The 15,138-nt window shown below is 68.8% G+C and carries 14 protein-coding genes; 9 read left to right on the top strand and 5 right to left on the bottom strand.

From position 1 onward, the window contains the following. Positions 1-129: 129 nt before the first annotated feature. Positions 130-1,323 carry an RtcB family protein gene (locus ACFYWY_RS36095; RefSeq protein ID WP_389195066.1) on the bottom strand — a complete coding sequence of 398 codons (1,194 nt, stop codon included), beginning with the start codon at positions 1,321-1,323 and terminating at the stop codon, positions 130-132. A gap of 171 nt (positions 1,324-1,494) precedes the next feature. On the opposite strand from ACFYWY_RS36095, the gene ACFYWY_RS36100 reads away from it, so the two are divergent. The 3 genes from ACFYWY_RS36100 to ACFYWY_RS36110 all read left to right on the top strand — a co-directional run bounded on the left by ACFYWY_RS36100 (position 1,495) and on the right by ACFYWY_RS36110 (position 4,871). Further along, a complete protein-coding gene (locus ACFYWY_RS36100) occupies positions 1,495-2,400 on the top strand; it encodes a DUF3558 domain-containing protein (protein ID WP_389195069.1) in 906 nt (301 codons plus the stop codon). A 165-nt stretch (positions 2,401-2,565) separates the two neighbouring features. Continuing rightward, positions 2,566-3,303, top strand: coding sequence for a DUF3558 domain-containing protein (locus tag ACFYWY_RS36105; protein WP_389195071.1), 738 nt, complete (start codon positions 2,566-2,568; stop codon positions 3,301-3,303). 143 nt (positions 3,304-3,446) lie between these two features. Continuing rightward, a complete protein-coding gene (locus ACFYWY_RS36110) occupies positions 3,447-4,871 on the top strand; it encodes a DUF2637 domain-containing protein (RefSeq protein WP_389195074.1) in 1,425 nt (474 codons plus the stop codon). A gap of 290 nt (positions 4,872-5,161) precedes the next feature. Here ACFYWY_RS36110 and lysS read toward each other — a convergent pair whose 3' ends face one another. Beyond that, entirely contained in the window at positions 5,162-6,895 is a 1,734-nt protein-coding gene (gene lysS / locus ACFYWY_RS36115) for a lysine--tRNA ligase (RefSeq protein ID WP_389195076.1), read from the bottom strand. Between the two features lie 274 nt (positions 6,896-7,169). Between lysS and argS the strand changes: the two genes are divergently transcribed. Beyond that, positions 7,170-8,936, top strand: coding sequence for an arginine--tRNA ligase (gene argS / locus ACFYWY_RS36120; RefSeq protein WP_389195079.1), 1,767 nt, complete (start codon positions 7,170-7,172; stop codon positions 8,934-8,936). 9 nt (positions 8,937-8,945) lie between these two features. On the opposite strand, the gene ACFYWY_RS36125 is transcribed toward argS, so the two are convergent. Continuing rightward, the gene (locus ACFYWY_RS36125; RefSeq protein WP_389195081.1) at positions 8,946-10,220 is read right to left on the bottom strand and encodes a helix-turn-helix domain-containing protein; all 1,275 of its coding nucleotides are present in this window, start codon (positions 10,218-10,220) and stop codon (positions 8,946-8,948) included. 298 nt (positions 10,221-10,518) lie between these two features. Between ACFYWY_RS36125 and ACFYWY_RS36130 the strand changes: the two genes are divergently transcribed. Then, on the top strand, positions 10,519-11,190 hold the full coding sequence (locus ACFYWY_RS36130; protein WP_389195084.1) for a DUF4232 domain-containing protein: 672 nt from the start codon (positions 10,519-10,521) through the stop codon (positions 11,188-11,190). Positions 11,191-11,281: 91 nt separating this feature from the next. Here ACFYWY_RS36130 and ACFYWY_RS36135 read toward each other — a convergent pair whose 3' ends face one another. Then, positions 11,282-11,551, bottom strand: a complete 270-nt coding sequence (locus tag ACFYWY_RS36135; RefSeq protein WP_389195086.1) for a DUF1876 domain-containing protein — start codon at positions 11,549-11,551, stop codon at positions 11,282-11,284. A 222-nt stretch (positions 11,552-11,773) separates the two neighbouring features. Between ACFYWY_RS36135 and ACFYWY_RS36140 the strand changes: the two genes are divergently transcribed. Further along, the gene (locus ACFYWY_RS36140) at positions 11,774-12,661 is read left to right on the top strand and encodes an NAD(P)-dependent oxidoreductase (RefSeq protein ID WP_389195089.1); all 888 of its coding nucleotides are present in this window, start codon (positions 11,774-11,776) and stop codon (positions 12,659-12,661) included. On the opposite strand, the gene ACFYWY_RS36145 is transcribed toward ACFYWY_RS36140, so the two are convergent. Continuing rightward, positions 12,645-13,052, bottom strand: coding sequence for an ATP-binding protein (locus tag ACFYWY_RS36145; protein WP_389195091.1), 408 nt, complete (start codon positions 13,050-13,052; stop codon positions 12,645-12,647). The genes ACFYWY_RS36140 and ACFYWY_RS36145 overlap by 17 nt on opposite strands. Positions 13,053-13,165: 113 nt before the next feature. Here ACFYWY_RS36145 and ACFYWY_RS36150 point away from each other — a divergent pair, with 113 nt between their 5' ends. The 3 genes from ACFYWY_RS36150 to ACFYWY_RS36160 are packed head-to-tail and all read left to right on the top strand — an operon-like array spanning position 13,166 to position 15,017. Next, positions 13,166-13,990 carry a helix-turn-helix domain-containing protein gene (locus tag ACFYWY_RS36150; protein WP_389195094.1) on the top strand — a complete coding sequence of 275 codons (825 nt, stop codon included), beginning with the start codon at positions 13,166-13,168 and terminating at the stop codon, positions 13,988-13,990. Beyond that, the gene (locus ACFYWY_RS36155; RefSeq protein WP_389195097.1) at positions 13,987-14,223 is read left to right on the top strand and encodes a DUF397 domain-containing protein; all 237 of its coding nucleotides are present in this window, start codon (positions 13,987-13,989) and stop codon (positions 14,221-14,223) included. The genes ACFYWY_RS36150 and ACFYWY_RS36155 overlap by 4 nt, the downstream gene beginning before the upstream one ends. Before the next feature lie 35 nt (positions 14,224-14,258). After that, complete coding sequence (locus tag ACFYWY_RS36160; protein ID WP_389195100.1) at positions 14,259-15,017, top strand: DUF4253 domain-containing protein; 759 nt, start codon at positions 14,259-14,261, stop codon at positions 15,015-15,017. Positions 15,018-15,138: the final 121 nt, after the last annotated feature.

Here is a 15,138-nt window from a genome sequence, read left to right on the forward strand (position 1 = left end):
CGGTGCTGGGCCGGAACCTGCACCACCTGCGGACGCGCCCTACCCACCACACCCAGCAGAAGAAGACAGCCCCCGACCTAACGAAGCACTACTAGTCCGGGGTCTGTCGATCACGTGTTGTGCCGGACCTCAGCCCTTCACGCACACGACCTGCTTGAGCTTCGCGACGACCTGCACCAGGTCCCGCTGCTGGTCGATGACCTTCTCGATCGGCTTGTACGCACCCGGGATCTCATCCACGACGCCGGAGTCCTTACGGCACTCCACACCCCGCGTCTGCTCCTCCAGGTCCCGCGTCGAGAACCGCCGCTTCGCAGCATTCCGGCTCATCTTCCGACCCGCCCCGTGCGAAGCCGAGTTGAACGACTTCTCGTTCCCCAGACCGCGGACGATGTACGAGCCGGTGCCCATCGAGCCCGGGATGATGCCGAAGTCCCCGCTGCCCGCCCGGATCGCGCCCTTACGGGTAACCAGCAGGTCCATCCCCTCGTACCGCTCCTCCGCCACGTAGTTGTGGTGGCAGGAGATGACCGGCTCGAAGGTCACCTTCGCCTTCTTGAACTCCTTGCGGACCACGTCCTGGAAGAGTCCCATCATGATCGCGCGGTTGTACTTCGCGTACTCCTGCGCCCAGAAGAGGTCGTTACGGTACGCCGCCATCTGCGGCGTGTCCGCGATGAAGACCGCCAGGTCACGGTCGATCAGACCCTGGTTGTGCGGCAGCTTCTGGGCCTCGCCGATGTGGTACTCGGCGAGCTCCTTGCCGATGTTCCGGGATCCGGAGTGCAGCATCAGCCAGACCGATCCCGACTCGTCCAGGCAGAACTCAATGAAGTGATTTCCGCTTCCGAGCGAACCCATCTGCTTCGTCGCCCGCTCCTGACGGAACTTGACCGCATCGGCCACCCCGTCGAACCGGCTCCAGAAGTCGCCCCACCCCGCCGTCGGAAAACCGTGCAGTCGACCCGGGTCCACCGGATCGTCGTGCATCCCCCGGCCGACCGGAATCGCCTGCTCGATCTTCGAGCGGAGCCGGGAAAGGTCACCCGGCAGGTCATTCGCGGTCAGCGAGGTCTTCACCGCGGACATGCCACAGCCGATGTCGACGCCGACGGCCGCCGGGCAGACCGCCCCGTGCATCGCGATCACCGAGCCGACCGTCGCGCCCTTGCCGTAGTGGACGTCCGGCATCACGGCGAGGCCCTTGATCCACGGCAGGGTGGCGACGTTCTGCAGCTGCTGCATGGCGCCGCCCTCGACCGTCGCGGGGTCTGCCCACATCCGGATCGGGACCTTGGCACCCGGTATCTCTACGTACGACATACTTCCTCGATTCCCCCGAAAGCCCATAAAAGTCACAAAGCGCAAAACCTGCCCGAAGGTCCGTAAAAGACTCAACGGACCGGCATCCACTGCTGCGCGTGCGATAGACATTGTGTCCATCGGCCGCTGTCGGGCGGCAACCGTTTTTCCTCTCGAAGGGAGCCTGGGACCGTGCAACGAAAGGCGTACGTACCCGGCCTCGCGGCGCTCCTCGCGGCGCTCGTCGCCGGCTGCACCGCCGGCACCGGCACCGACAGCTCCGCCATCGACTCCAAGGCCGGCGGTCCCAAGTCCTCCGTCGCTGCCCCCGGCAAGTACCGCACGCTCCGCGAGCCCTGCGGTTCCATCGAGCACGCCACCCTCATGGACCTGCTGCCCGGAGCCGCCGAACTGCCCGAGGAACAGCAGCAGAGGATCTTCCGCGGCACAGCCGTCGTCACCTACGACACCGACCGCCGCGTCGGCTGCGGCTGGAAGGCCGACTCCGCGGACGCCTCCCACAGTCTCAGCGTCGACTTCGAACGGGTCGTCTCGTACGACACAGCCGTGAGTGACGACGACCGGGCGCAGGAGGTCTTCGCCAAGAAGCAGGCCGCGGCCGCGCTGCCGGTCCCCGCCGACCCCCGCGACGAGAAGGGCCAGGAAGCCACGTCCGCCGGCTCCTCGCCCTCCCTGCCCCAGACACAGACCCAGTCCCAGACACAGACCCAGTCCCGGCCCCAATCGCAGCCCCGGTCGCCGTCCACGACGCCGAAGCCGACACCCACCCCGACGGGGAACGCGACGCCGACGGGCACTCCCTCCGGCACCCCCTCCGGCACCCCCGACGGTCTCGAACCCCGCGTCCTCGACGGCCTCGGCGACACCGCCTTCATCGACGACGTCCTCACCGGAGCGGGTGCCGGATCCACCGCTCAGCGCCGCACAGTGAGCGTGGTCTTCCGCACATCGAACGTCATCGTGACCATCGTCTACGGCGCGCAGCCCGCCCGTACGACAGAGGTCCCGGACAGCAAGGAACTGCAGGACAAGGCACAGAGTCTGGCCGGCAAACTCGCCGAGGAGTTCAGCGGCTGACCGCCCTCTCGGACCGGCCGGCCAGTGGCGCACGTATCCGCGGACACACCCGCGGACGCGCCATGTCCGCGTACCGTGGCCTCGCCGACCGGACGGACGGACAGTCGGCCGGACGGCCAGACGGACCGACCCGCACGACACGACAACCGATCCACTGAAGGAACCATGCAGCGTTCAGCCCCGCGACTCACCCGCATACTCGCCTGCGCAGCCGTCCCGGTGATGCTCGTCGTCGCCGGCTGCTCCTCGGACTCCGGCTCCGGCTCCGACGCCGACAAGGGCTCGGGCTCGTCCTCCTCCGCCGCCTCCCAGGACCAGCAGGGCGGGCAGAAGCCCGCGACCGTCGCGCCCGCCAAGTACGCCAAGCTGCCCAGCCCCTGCAAGTCGGTCTCCACGAAGACGATCGAGAAGCTGGTCCCGGCGGCGAAGAACAAGGCGGGCACTTCGGGCAAGTCCAGCGATATCACCAGCCGCGGCAGCTGCTCCTGGAACGGCCTGGACGACAACGGCGTGAAGGGCTCGCAGTACCGCTGGTTCGACGTCTCCTTCCTCCGGTACGACTCCGAGACGTCCCTCGGCGTCAGCGGCCAGAAGCGCGCCGAGAACAACTACGCCAAGGAGATCGCCAAGGCGCAGGCCGCCGAGGGCGCGAAGAATGTCCGGACTTCGCCCGCGAAGAGTGTCGGCGAGGCGGCCACGGCCATCCGTTACGAGCTGAAGAAGACCGGCGAGGACTTCTCCTACGCCACGATCGTGGCGCGTACGGACAACGTCGTGATCACGCTCACCTACAACGGCACCGGCTACGCGGGCGCGAAGTCCCCGGACGCCGCCGACCTGCTGGAGAGCGCGATGGCTGCCGCCAAGGAGGCCGTGGCCTCGGTCGGCGTCGCCAACAAGTAAGTTCCGGCCACGGCCTCAAGTAAGTCCCGGCCACTGCCTGTTGACGGAGCCCGTAATCCTTTCGACGCACGCCCGGAGGGACGGGCTCCGCAAGCATGTGCCAGGCTGTGCCCGCTGGGTTCGAAAACGGGAGGGGATCGCGGGTGGCCGCGATGCAGCTGACACGCACGCACCGAATACTCATCGGCGTCGTCGTTCTGGGCGCGGTGATCATCGCCGCGATCGGCTTCGCCGGGTCGTACGCCGCCGTGCGCGAGCTCGCCGTGCAGAAGGGCTTCGGCGACTTCTCCATCGTCTTCCCCATCGGCATCGACGCCGGCATCTGCGTCCTGCTCGCGCTGGATCTGCTGCTGACGTGGATGCGCATCCCGTTCCCGCTGCTGCGCCAGACGGCCTGGCTGCTGACGGTCGCCACGATCGCCTTCAACGGCGCCGCGTCCTGGCCCGACCCGCTCGGCGTCGGCATGCACGCGGTCATCCCGGTGCTGTTCGTCGTCTCGGTCGAGGCCGCGCGGCACGCGGTGGGCCGCATCGCGGACATCACGGCGGACAAGCACATGGAGGGCGTTCGCCTCACCCGCTGGCTGCTGTCCCCCATCCCCACGTTCAAGCTGTGGCGCCGGATGAAGCTGTGGGAGCTGCGCAGTTACGAGCAGGTCATCAGGCTGGAGCAGGACCGGCTGATCTACCAGGCGCGCCTCCAGGCCCGGTTCGGGCGCGGCTGGAGACGCAAGGCCCCGATCGAGTCGCTGATGCCGCTGCGGCTCGCGAAGTACGGCGTACCGCTCGCGGAGACGGCCCCGGCAGGGCTGGCCGCGGCGGGCGTCGAGCCGATGCTGCTGCCCCCGGCGCCCCAGTCCCAGGTCGGGTCGCAGGTCGGGTCCCGGGGCGAGTCCCGGGGTGAGTCGCAGCCCAGGCCGCAGGTCCAGGCCCAGCCGCAGCCCCATCCTGAGCTGCCGCGCGGGCAGGAGTGGCCGCAGGAGCACGACGAGTACCAGGAACAGTACGAGCAGCAGTACGAGCAGTCGCACGAGCAGCAATACCTCCCGCAGGACGAGCAGTACGCCGCACAGCAGCCGCAGCAGCCGGGCGAGGACGGCTCAGCCACCACCTACGAGAGCCCCTGGTTCGCGGCGCCGCAGGTGCCGCAGGAGGCATACGAGAGCGCGGCCTTCAACCCGACGTACGTCGAGGGCCTGGAGCCCACCCCCGTACGCGTCCCCGCGGGCCCGGGCCGGACCCGTCCTCTCGGCGGCATGGTCCCCGGCCCCCGTATGGAGACCCGGAAGCCGGAGCCTCAGGCCTTCCCCGAGCCGGTGGACGAGGCGCTGGAGGTGCCTGCCGTCCCCGGCCCCGCGGAGGACGAGGAGTTCGCCGAGCTCGCGTACCCGGTCTTCCGGACGTACGTGCAGCAGCACGGGGACTTCCCCAGCGCCGAGCAGCTCGACATACACCTCAACGACGGCCACGGCGTTCAGCACCCTCGTAGCCCCGCGCTGCTGCGCCGGCTGATCCCGGCGTTCAGGAACCGCTACCAGGCGGATCTCGAGGCGGAACACATCGCGTAGCCGGGGCCACGCCCCTTCCCGCAACTGGGGCTCCGCCCCAGACCCCGCGCCTCAATCGCCGGTGAGGCTGAACGTCGGGGCTCCGCCCCGCACCCCGCGCCTCAAACGCCGGCGAGGCTTGAGTTTCCGCCGGACGGGCGGAAACTCAAGCCCGTCCGGCGATTGAGGACAACGCCCGAAGGGCGTACTGGGGGTCCCCCCACGCCCACAGGGCGCAGGGGGCGGGTCTGGTGGCTTGCCCCCAGTTCGGGAAGGGGCGGGTAGGGGAACAGGCCCGCCGCAGGCGTGCCCTACGCCCCCAGAAGCTTCCGCACCCGGTCCGCCCCCACCGCCAGCAGCAGCGTCGGCAGCCGCGGCCCCGTGTCCTTGCCCACCAGCAGGTGGTACAGCACCGCGAAGAACGACCGCTGCGCGACCTTCAGCTCCGGCGTCGGCTTGGCGTCCGGCTCCAGGCCCGCCATCACCTTCGGCACGCCGTAGACCAGCGTCGTCAGACCGTCCAGGGACCAGTGCGTGTCCAGCCCCTCGAGTAGCAGCCGCAGCGACTCGCGCCCCTGGTCGTCCAGCGAACCGAGCAGCTCCGTGTCCGGCTCCTCGCGCACCAGGGTGCGCTGGTCGGCCGGGACCTGGGTGCTGATCCAGTTCTCGGCGCGGTCCAGCCGGGGCCGGGCCTCGTCCAGCGAGGACAGCGGGTTCGCCGGGTCCAGGTCGCTCAGGATGCGGATCGTCTGCTCGTCGTGGCCCGCCGTGATGTCGACGACCGAGGCGAGCGTGCGGTACGGCAGCGGGCGCGGCGTACGCGGCAGCTCACCCGCGGCGGTACGCGCCGCCCGCGAGTGCGCGGCGGCGTCCGCGGGCAGCGCCGTCCCCTCCGCGACCTTGGCGTCCAGCTTGTCCCACTCGTCGTAGAGCCGCTGGATCTCCTGGTCGAAGGCGATCTTGAAGGACTGGTTGGGCCGCCGCCGCGCGTACAGCCAGCGCAGCAGCTGCGGCTCCATGATCTTCAGCGCGTCGGCCGGCGTCGGCACGCCGCCGCGCGAGGACGACATCTTCGCCATGCCGCTGATCCCCACGAACGCGTACATCGGGCCGATCGGCTGCACACCGTCGAAGATCTCCCGCACGATCTGCCCGCCGACGACGAACGACGACCCCGGCGACGAGTGGTCGACGCCACTCGGCTCGAAGATCACGCCCTCGTACGCCCAGCGCATCGGCCAGTCGACCTTCCAGACCAGCTTGCCGCGGTTGAACTCGCTCAGCCGCACCGTCTCCCCGAAGCCGCACTCCGAGCAGGTGTACGTCAGCTCGGTCGTCTCGTCGTCGTACGACGTGACGACCGCGAGGTCCTTCCCGCACTGCCCGCAGTAGGGCTTGTACGGGAAGTAGCCCCCCGTGCCCCCGCTGCCGTCGTCCTCGGCGGCCGCGCCGGAACCCTCCGCCGCCTCCAGCTCCGCCTCGTCCAGCGGCTTCTGCGACTTCTTCGCGGGAGCCTTCTTGGTCCGGTACTGGTCGAGGATCGCGTCGATCTTCGACCGGTTCCTCATCGCGTGCAGGATCTGCTCGCGGTACACACCCGCCGTGTACTGCTCGGTCTGGCTGATGCCGTCGTACTCCACGCCGAGTTCGGCCAGCGACTCGATCATCGAGGCCTTGAAGTGCTCGGCCCAGTTCGGGTACGCCGAACCCTCGGGAGCGGGCACCGAGGTCAGCGGCTTGCCGATGTGCTCGGCCCACGTGTCGTCCACACCGGGCACGCCGGCCGGCACCTTGCGGTACCGGTCGTAGTCGTCCCAGGAGATCAGATGCCGGACCTCGTACCCACGCCGCCGGACCTCGTCGGCGACCAGGTGCGGGGTCATCACCTCACGCAGGTTGCCCAGGTGGATCGGGCCGGAGGGCGACAGACCGGACGCGACGACCACAGGTTTGCCAGGCGCACGTCGCTCCGACTCGGCGATTACCTCGTCCGCGAAACGGGAGACCCAGTCGGTCTCGGTGCTGCTCTGAGCCACGATCGGCACGTCCTCGTCCTTGATGCTCGGGTTACGCGGGTACTCGGGTTACCCGGGTTGGTTCGGTCGCTTGGTTCGGTTGCTTGGGCGGTCGCTTGGGGCGGTCGCCTGGTTCCGTTGCCTGGTTCCGTTGCTTGGGATGTAAACCATTCTCCCAGACGGGAGGCACCCCTCCGAGGTTGCCCGCTCCGCCGCCATTCTCGCGGGAAATGGCTTGTGTCTCCATGGGATACTTGACAACCGTCCAGACACCCCACGACACCCTCGACAGGAACGGAAGCTCATGGCCTCGGTCCCTTCCCTCGCTTCGACCGTGCAGCAGCGCCTCGCGGACGCCCTCTCGGCAGTTCTGCCGGAGGCCGGCTCCGCCGACCCGCTACTGCGCCGAAGCGATCGGGCCGATTTCCAGGCCAACGGCATCCTGGCCCTCGCCAAGAAGCTGAAGGGCAATCCGCGCGAGCTGGCGACCAAGGTCGTCGAGGGGATCGGGGCCAATGACGTACTGAAGGACATCGAGGTCTCGGGCCCCGGCTTCCTGAACATCACGATCACGGACAAGGCGATCACCGAGACGCTGGCCGCCCGCACCGCCGACGACCGGCTGGGCGTCCCGTTCGCCGAGAACGCGGGCACGACGGTCGTCGACTACGCCCAGCCGAACGTGGCCAAGGAGATGCACGTCGGCCACCTCCGCTCCGCGGTGATCGGCGACGCGATGGTGCAGATCCTGGAGTTCACGGGCGAGACGGTGATCCGGCGCCACCACATCGGCGACTGGGGCACCCAGTACGGCATGCTCATCCAGTACCTCATCGAGCATCCGCACGAGCTGGACCACGAGGGCGTCGCGGAGGTCTCCGGCGAGGAGGCCATGTCGTCCCTGGACCGCATCTACAAGGCCTCCCGCGCGCTCTTCGACTCCGACGAGGAGTTCAAGGGCCGGGCCCGCGACCGGGTGGTGGCCCTGCAGGCCGGGGACCCGGAGACGCGCGCCCACTGGCAGCGCTTCGTCGACGAGTCGAAGATCTACTTCTACTCGGTCTTCAACAAGCTCGACATGGAGATCCGCGACCCCGACATCGTCGGCGAGTCCGGCTACAACGACATGCTCGACGAGACCTGTCGCCTCCTGGAGGAGTCCGGCGTGGCGGTCCGCTCGGAGGGTGCGCTGTGCGTCTTCTTCGACGACGTGAAGGGCCCGGACGGCAACCCCACCCCGCTCATCGTCAAGAAGAGCAACGGCGGCTACGGCTATGCGGCCACCGACCTCTCCGCCATCCGCGACCGGGTGCAGAACCTCAAGGCGAACACGCTCATCTACGTCGTGGACGCCCGGCAGTCCCTGCACTTCAAGATGGTCTTCGAGACCGCGCGCCGGGCGGGCTGGCTGAACGACGAGGTGAAGGCCGTCCAGCTGGCGTTCGGCACGGTGCTCGGCAAGGACGGCAAGCCGTTCAAGACCCGTGAGGGCGAGACGGTGCGGCTGGTGGACCTGCTGGACGAGGCGATCGAGCGGGCGACGGCGGTCGTACGCGAGAAGGACACCAGGAACGAGCTGACCGAGGAGGAGATCGCCGAGCGGGGCGTTCAGGTCGGCATCGGCGCGATCAAGTACGCCGACCTGTCGACGTCGGCGGCGCGGGACTACAAGTTCGACCTGGACCAGATGGTCTCGCTCAACGGCGACACGTCCGTGTACCTCCAGTACGCGTACGCCCGTATCCAGTCGATCCTCCGGAAGGCGGGCGACCGCAAGCCGGCCGCCCACCCGGAGCTCGAACTGGCCGCGGCGGAGCGCGCGTTGGGCCTGCACCTGGACCAATTCGGCGAGGCGCTGGCCGAGGTGGCGTCGTCGTACGAGCCGCACAAGCTGGCGGCGTACCTGTATCAGCTGGCATCGCACTACACGACGTTTTACGACCAGTGCCCGGTCCTGAAGGCCGAGACCCCGGCGCAGATCGAGAACCGCCTCTTCCTCTGCGACATCACCGCCCGCACGCTCCACCAGGGCATGGCGCTCCTCGGCATCCGGACGCCCGAGCGCCTCTGACCGGTCCGCTCAGTCGCCGTCGGCGGCCCGCGGAATCCAGTCGCTGCCACCCAGCGGGTAGTCGTAAGCGGGCCGCCGGGTGAGCGCACTGGTCGCGAACGGCTGCCCGCGGTCGTCGATGCGCAGGGTCCCGCTCCGGTCCCCGCTGCTCCACTCCAGCTCCAGGTACCAGCGGACATGCCGGTTGTTGGTGTGCGCCGTCACCTTGAGCACCTGGGGGTCGCCGGTGGCGACCTTATACGGGAAGTCGGTGGCCGGAATCGTCTTGTCACCCTGCACGCCCGCGACCGGTACGGGTCGCGGGCGGGCGGCGTCGAGGTTGATGTCCTGGCTCTGCGGCCGCACTTCGCCGCCGCAGCCGACGCCCATGCCGTACGCGTTCCACTTCAGCGGCTCCGACGTCTCCACGACCCGTACGTGCAGGGCCTGGAGCAGCACGGTGTCCTTGCCGGTGCTCTGCGCGGACAGGTCGATCAGCACATCACCGGCCGGGACTCCGCCGAGCGCGGTGACCCAGCCGCGCGCGCCCTGCTCGGAGGGCGGCGGCGGGACCTGGCCGGGCGGCCGGTCCACGACATAGTTCTGGCTGCACGGATCGAGCCAGGTGTACGGCCGTACGTCGACGGTCAGCGGCGGGCGCTCGTTCTCGGCCGGTGTACTCGCGGTCCGGCTCGCGCTCGGGGACGCGCTCGGGCCGCTCGCCGAGGCGGACGCAGATGCGGACCTGGAAGCCGAGACGGAGGCGGACGCGGACGCCGACGCGGACGGCTTCACCGCTCCCGCGGAGCCAGTCCGCTTTCCGCCGTCGCTCCCCGAGCCGTTGACGAAGGCGGCGGAGACGGCCACGGTGGCGAGGGCCACGACGGCTGCCGCGGCGATGGCGACGCGCCGCCGGCCGGGCTTCGGTCCGCGAGCAGGGGCGGGGGCCGGAGCGTCGGGCGCGGGGTCCTCGCCCGCCACATCCGGCGACTCCTCCTGCGGCGCCCCTTGCAGCACCTCCTGCGGCTCCTCCTGCGGCACCTCCGCACGCCCACGCTTCCGCGCCGCGTCCGCGAGGATCCACCGCCGATGGATCTCGACCAGTTCCTCGGGCGTGGCCCCGCACAACCGGGCCAGCCGTTCCACGGGGGCGTACTCGGTCGGGACGGCGTCGCCGTTGCAGTACCGGTGCAGCGTGGACGTACTGACATGGAGCTTGCCCGCCAGCACGCCGTAGCTGCGTCCGGAGCGGTCCTTGAGCTCCCGGAGCAGAGCCGCGAACTCCTCGGCCTCTGGCGTCGCCACTGCTGTGTTCCCCCCTGTGAACCCTGCCGACTGTCCCGGAACGCCGTTCCAGGGACGTGAAATCCGCCCAGGTCACAGTACGCGACAGCATTCCAGCATCCCCAATGGTTCAGGGCCTGTTGCGGCCGGAATCCGCCGCGGCCCAGCCTGTGATCAATGCGAAGCCGGATCCGCGACAGCCTCATTGACGCCGTGGCGGTACTCGTACTGATCGCGGCGACCGCGATCCTCACGGCTCTCATCTGCCACTACTGACCGACGGCTGACCCACAGACCGTCCACACGGGGAGAACCGAACATGCGCAACACCGCCGTAGCCGCCACCGCTCTGCTGGCCGCCCTTTCACTGACCGCGTGTCAGCCCACCCACGACGACGGGAAGAAGCCCAGCGCGTCGGCCTCGTCCACGAGCGCTCCCACGGCCGGCAAGACCGGGCCCACGACCGACGCCGAGACCCCGGCCGCGGACACGACCAATAAGGCCACGGCGGGCACCGAGTCCACCCCCAAGGGCAATGGAAAGACCGGCGATGGCACCGGCCCCGTCACCACCGCCTGCACCGACGCGAACACCAAGGTCACCGTCACCAAGGTGAGCCGCCCCCTGAACCATCTGCTGCTCACCGTCACCAACACCGGCTCCAAGGCGTGCAACGCCTACCACGCCCCGCTCCTCCGCTTCGACGAGGCCCAGTCCGTCACCCCGATCATGAAGGAGAGCCAGCCGCAGGCAGTCGTCACGCTCGCTCCCAGGCAGTCCGGGTACGCGTCGATCCTCCTGGCCGCCGCCGACGGCAGCGGCCAGGACGGGGGTACGGCGAAGAAGCTCGCCGTCCTCTTCGCCCCGAGCTCCGGCGAAGGCTCTATAGGCAACTCCCACGTGCTCGCCCTCCCCCCGAACACGTACATCGACACCACCGTGGCCGCCAGCTACTGGCAGAGCAGCATGTCCGACGCGCTCACGTACTGATGCGCTACGTGCTGACGCACACCAGGTACTGACGCACACCACGTGACAGCCCCCACCGGTTTCCCCGGCGGGGGCTGTCACCGCATTCCAGTCACATCAGCGGGCGCGACGTTCTGCCCGATGCTTCGTCGATCTCCGTGTGGGCTTTCTGCAGCAGTTGCGAGGCGAGGTCCATGAGCGCCCGTGCGCCCGAGATCTCCTCGCCGACCCTCAGCTGCTCCGGGTCGGAATGGTGGCGTTGGGCATTGCCGTGCCCGCGCATTTCCGTGCCGTCACCGAGCCTCACCATGGCGGCCGACTTCGTCCGGTCGCCGTCCTCCTGGAACTCCATCTCGATGTGCCATCCGACGAGCGTCTTCATGGCGGATCACCTCCAGAGGTACTTCTTCCAGAGTGCGCCGCCCAGCCGGAGATCACCACAGCACCTACCAGATCCATTACTGACCGGATGGTGAGTACCTGACTTATTAGTCGGTACTTGTTCCCTTTTCGCCGCCCGGCAAGGATCGGAAGCGATCCCGCACCGCATTCCCTGTTCCTTTGCTTTCCTTCCCGTTCCCTTCCTTCCGGAGGAGCCCCAGTCATGCCCGCGAACAAGCCCCCCGTATCCGTGCTCGGCCTCGGAATGATGGGCTCGGCCCTCGCCGCCGCCTTCCTGAAGGCCGGGCACCCCGTCACCGTCTGGAACCGCTCCCCCGCCAAGACCGGCCCGCTGGTCGCCCAGGGCGCGCTCCCCGCGAAGACCGCCGCCGAGGCGGTGGCCGAGAGCCCGCTCGTCGTCTTCTGCCTGCTGACGAACGACAACGTCAGGGAGCTGTTCGCCACCCTCCCCGACGCCGACGCCGAGGCCGTTGTCGGCAAGACGCTGGTCAACCTCACCAACGGCACCCCCGCCCAGGCCCGCGACCTGGCCGACTGGGCCGCCGAGCATGGCGCGCACTACATCGACGGCGGCATCATGGCCGTACCGCAGATGATCGCGGGCCCGCACGCGTATGTCCTCTACAGCGGCGACGAGCAGGCCTACGAGACCCACCGCTCCACCCTCGCCGCCGTCGGCGACACCAAGTGGACCGGCACCGACCCGGGCCTCGCGGCCCTGCACGACCTGGCGCTGCTGACCGGGATGTACGGCATGGTCCTCGGCGTCATGCAGGCCTTCGCCCTCGTACGTACGGAGAACATCCCGGCCACCGAGTTCTCCGAACTCCTGGTCCCCTGGATCGGCGCGATGCTCGCGGGCGCGCCCGAGTGGGCCGAGGCCATCGATTCGGGCCGGCACCTCACGGACGTGTCCAGCATCGCGGTCAACCACGCGGCGTTCCCCAACTTCCTTGCCGCCTTCCGCGACCAGGGCGTCAGAGCCGACCTCTTCGAACCGTTCCAGGCGATCCTGGACCGCGCGATGACAGAGGGGTACGAGGCCGACGGCCTGTCCCGTATTGCCGATCTGCTCAGGGCCCGGAGCTGACGGCGAACTCGCACCACACGATCTTGCCCGGATCCCGCTCCCCGACCCCCCACTTGTCCGCGAGCGCGGCCACGAGCAACAACCCCCGCCCCGACTCCCCGTCCGGCTCCCGCACCCCGGGCTGCCCGTCGCCGCTGTCGTGCACCTCGATACGGAGCAGCCCGTCCCCGTACAGCCACAGCCGCAGCCGGTAGCCGCGCCCCGGTGGCACACCGTGCACAAGGGCGTTGGTGGCGAGCTCGCTCACGCAGAGCAGTACGTCGTCGATACGGGCACCGAGGCCCCAGTCGGTCACGGCGGTGCGTGCGAACTTCCTGGCAGCGGGCACGGATCGCAGCTCGCGACGGTAGAACTGCTCACGCAGACAGGGTTGTTGAATGACGTCATCCATGAGACGAGCGTCACTCCCAGTGACTACGGTAGTGCAGTACGCGAACCCGTACAAGAAATCCGTACGGGCACGCAGTGCGTGACGTACTGATACGGGTGGGGAGTTGGACGGGCATGCACCCCAGAAAGCGGCAGCGGAAGAACGCGTCGGCGATGAAGCTCGTGGGCGCGCAGTTGGCCATGTTCCGGGAGTTCGCCCAACTCACCCAGCGCGCGCTGGGCAGCCTGGTCGGACTCCACGAGGAGACGATCGCCTCGATCGAACAGGGCAGGCGACCGCTGAAGCCGGACCTTGCGGAGGCGTTGGACCAGATTCTGGATACGAAGAAGGCGCTGCAGACGGCGGTGGAGAACATGCCGGAGATCGATCGGTTTCCGGTATGGGCGGAGCAGTACATGGACGAGGAGCGTGGAGCCATCGCGCTCTCCTCCTACCAGAACCAGGTTGTGCCGGGCCTGCTCCAGACCAAGGGCTACGCACGCGCCGTCTTCCTCAACGAGATCCCGGTACTCAGCGAGGACGAGATGGAGGAGCGAGTTACAGCTCGGATCGAGCGCCAGGAGATTCTGCACCGCAAGACTCCGCCGACGTGCAGTTTCCTGATAACCCAAGCCGTACTGATGGACCGGCTGGGCGATGCCGACGTATATGCACAGCAGCTGTGCCACCTCCGCTCCTGTGCCGAACTCCCCGGTATCGCTTTCCAGATCATGCCGTTCAGACGAACGAGACACGCAGGCCTCTCCGGGCCGTTCATCCTGCTGGAAACACCGGACCACCAGCATCTCGCTTACGCCGAGACGCAGCGCGGAAGCCAGTTCGTCTCTGATCCAGACGAGGTCAGCATCCTCGCGCGCAAGTATGCGATGCTGCGGACACAGGCCCTCAACCCCGAGGAGACGAAGGGCCTGTTGGACCGGCTGCTAGGAGAGCTATGAACGGCGCACTTGAGTGGTTCAAGTCCAGCTACAGCACCGAGCAGGGCGGCGACTGCATCGAAGTCGCGTACGACTGGCGCAAGTCCACGTACAGCAGTGACGAAGGCGGCGCCTGCGTCGAGGTCGCCACCCACCCCGCCGCCGTCCACGTCCGGGACTCCAAGAACCCCGACGGCCCCATGCTCTCCCTCGCCCCCTCCACCTGGGCCGCCTTCACCGCCACCCTGCTCTGAGCCGATTGTCAGTGGCGACCCATAAAGTCGCTTGCATGGTGATCAACCCGAACGCACTCGGCCTGGACCTGCCGTCCGGTGCCATGCGCGTCCAGCCGTCCCTCTGGTACGCGAACGAGCCCGCTCAGCACGACACTTGGGCGCGCCTGATCCCCACCCGCGAGGCGTCTGGCTTGCACCCGGTGCTGCTCGTCAACGACACAGACCGCTCCCTCCCCTGGGACCAGGGTCTCGATCTCGACCGTGTGTCGCATCCGGACGACCACGACGTCGAAGAGGTGCTGGCGTCCCTGTGGGACTACGACATGGCGGAGAACGAGGCCGAGGACGACGCGGACACCATCGCCCCGTTCACACCCGAGTGGCCGGGCCTCGCCCCCTCGGGCGAGCCGGTGGGCGACCCCGACGTCACGGCCGCACGCGTCGCCGCCGACCTGCTTGACGCCGGTCGGCTGCCCGGCGCGCGGGCCGGGCTGATACCCGTACGCCGTAGCGCGGACATTCTCAGCGCGCTGGGCTGGACCGCCGCCGGCAGCCACTCGGACACCGGTCTGTTGTCCACCGTCCTGCGCTCCTGGGAGGACCGCTTCGGCCTGCGCGTGGTCGCGCTGCACTTCGACCGCCTGGACGTCTCCGTCGCGGCCCCGCCCCGCACGATGACGGAGGCGCTCGCAGTCGCCGCAGAGCACCACGCGTTCTGCCCGGACAACGTCCGGCAGGGGTACGACACGATCCGCGAGTACGCGGCGGAGGGCCTGCTGGGCAAGCAGCACTGGACCTTCTGGTGGGACTGACCGGAGGGACAATTTTCGGCTGACCTCAGGTCGCATTGGTCTATACCTTGACTCGATCACGTCAACACGCTTGAGTGTGCGGCAAGCCCCCCACCACGGCCTGCCCGGAGGCGTCAACGCC

Origin of the sequence: Streptomyces sp. NPDC002870 (genome assembly GCF_042888505.1) — a bacterium.
Classification (GTDB): Bacteria; Actinomycetota; Actinomycetes; order Streptomycetales; family Streptomycetaceae; genus Streptomyces.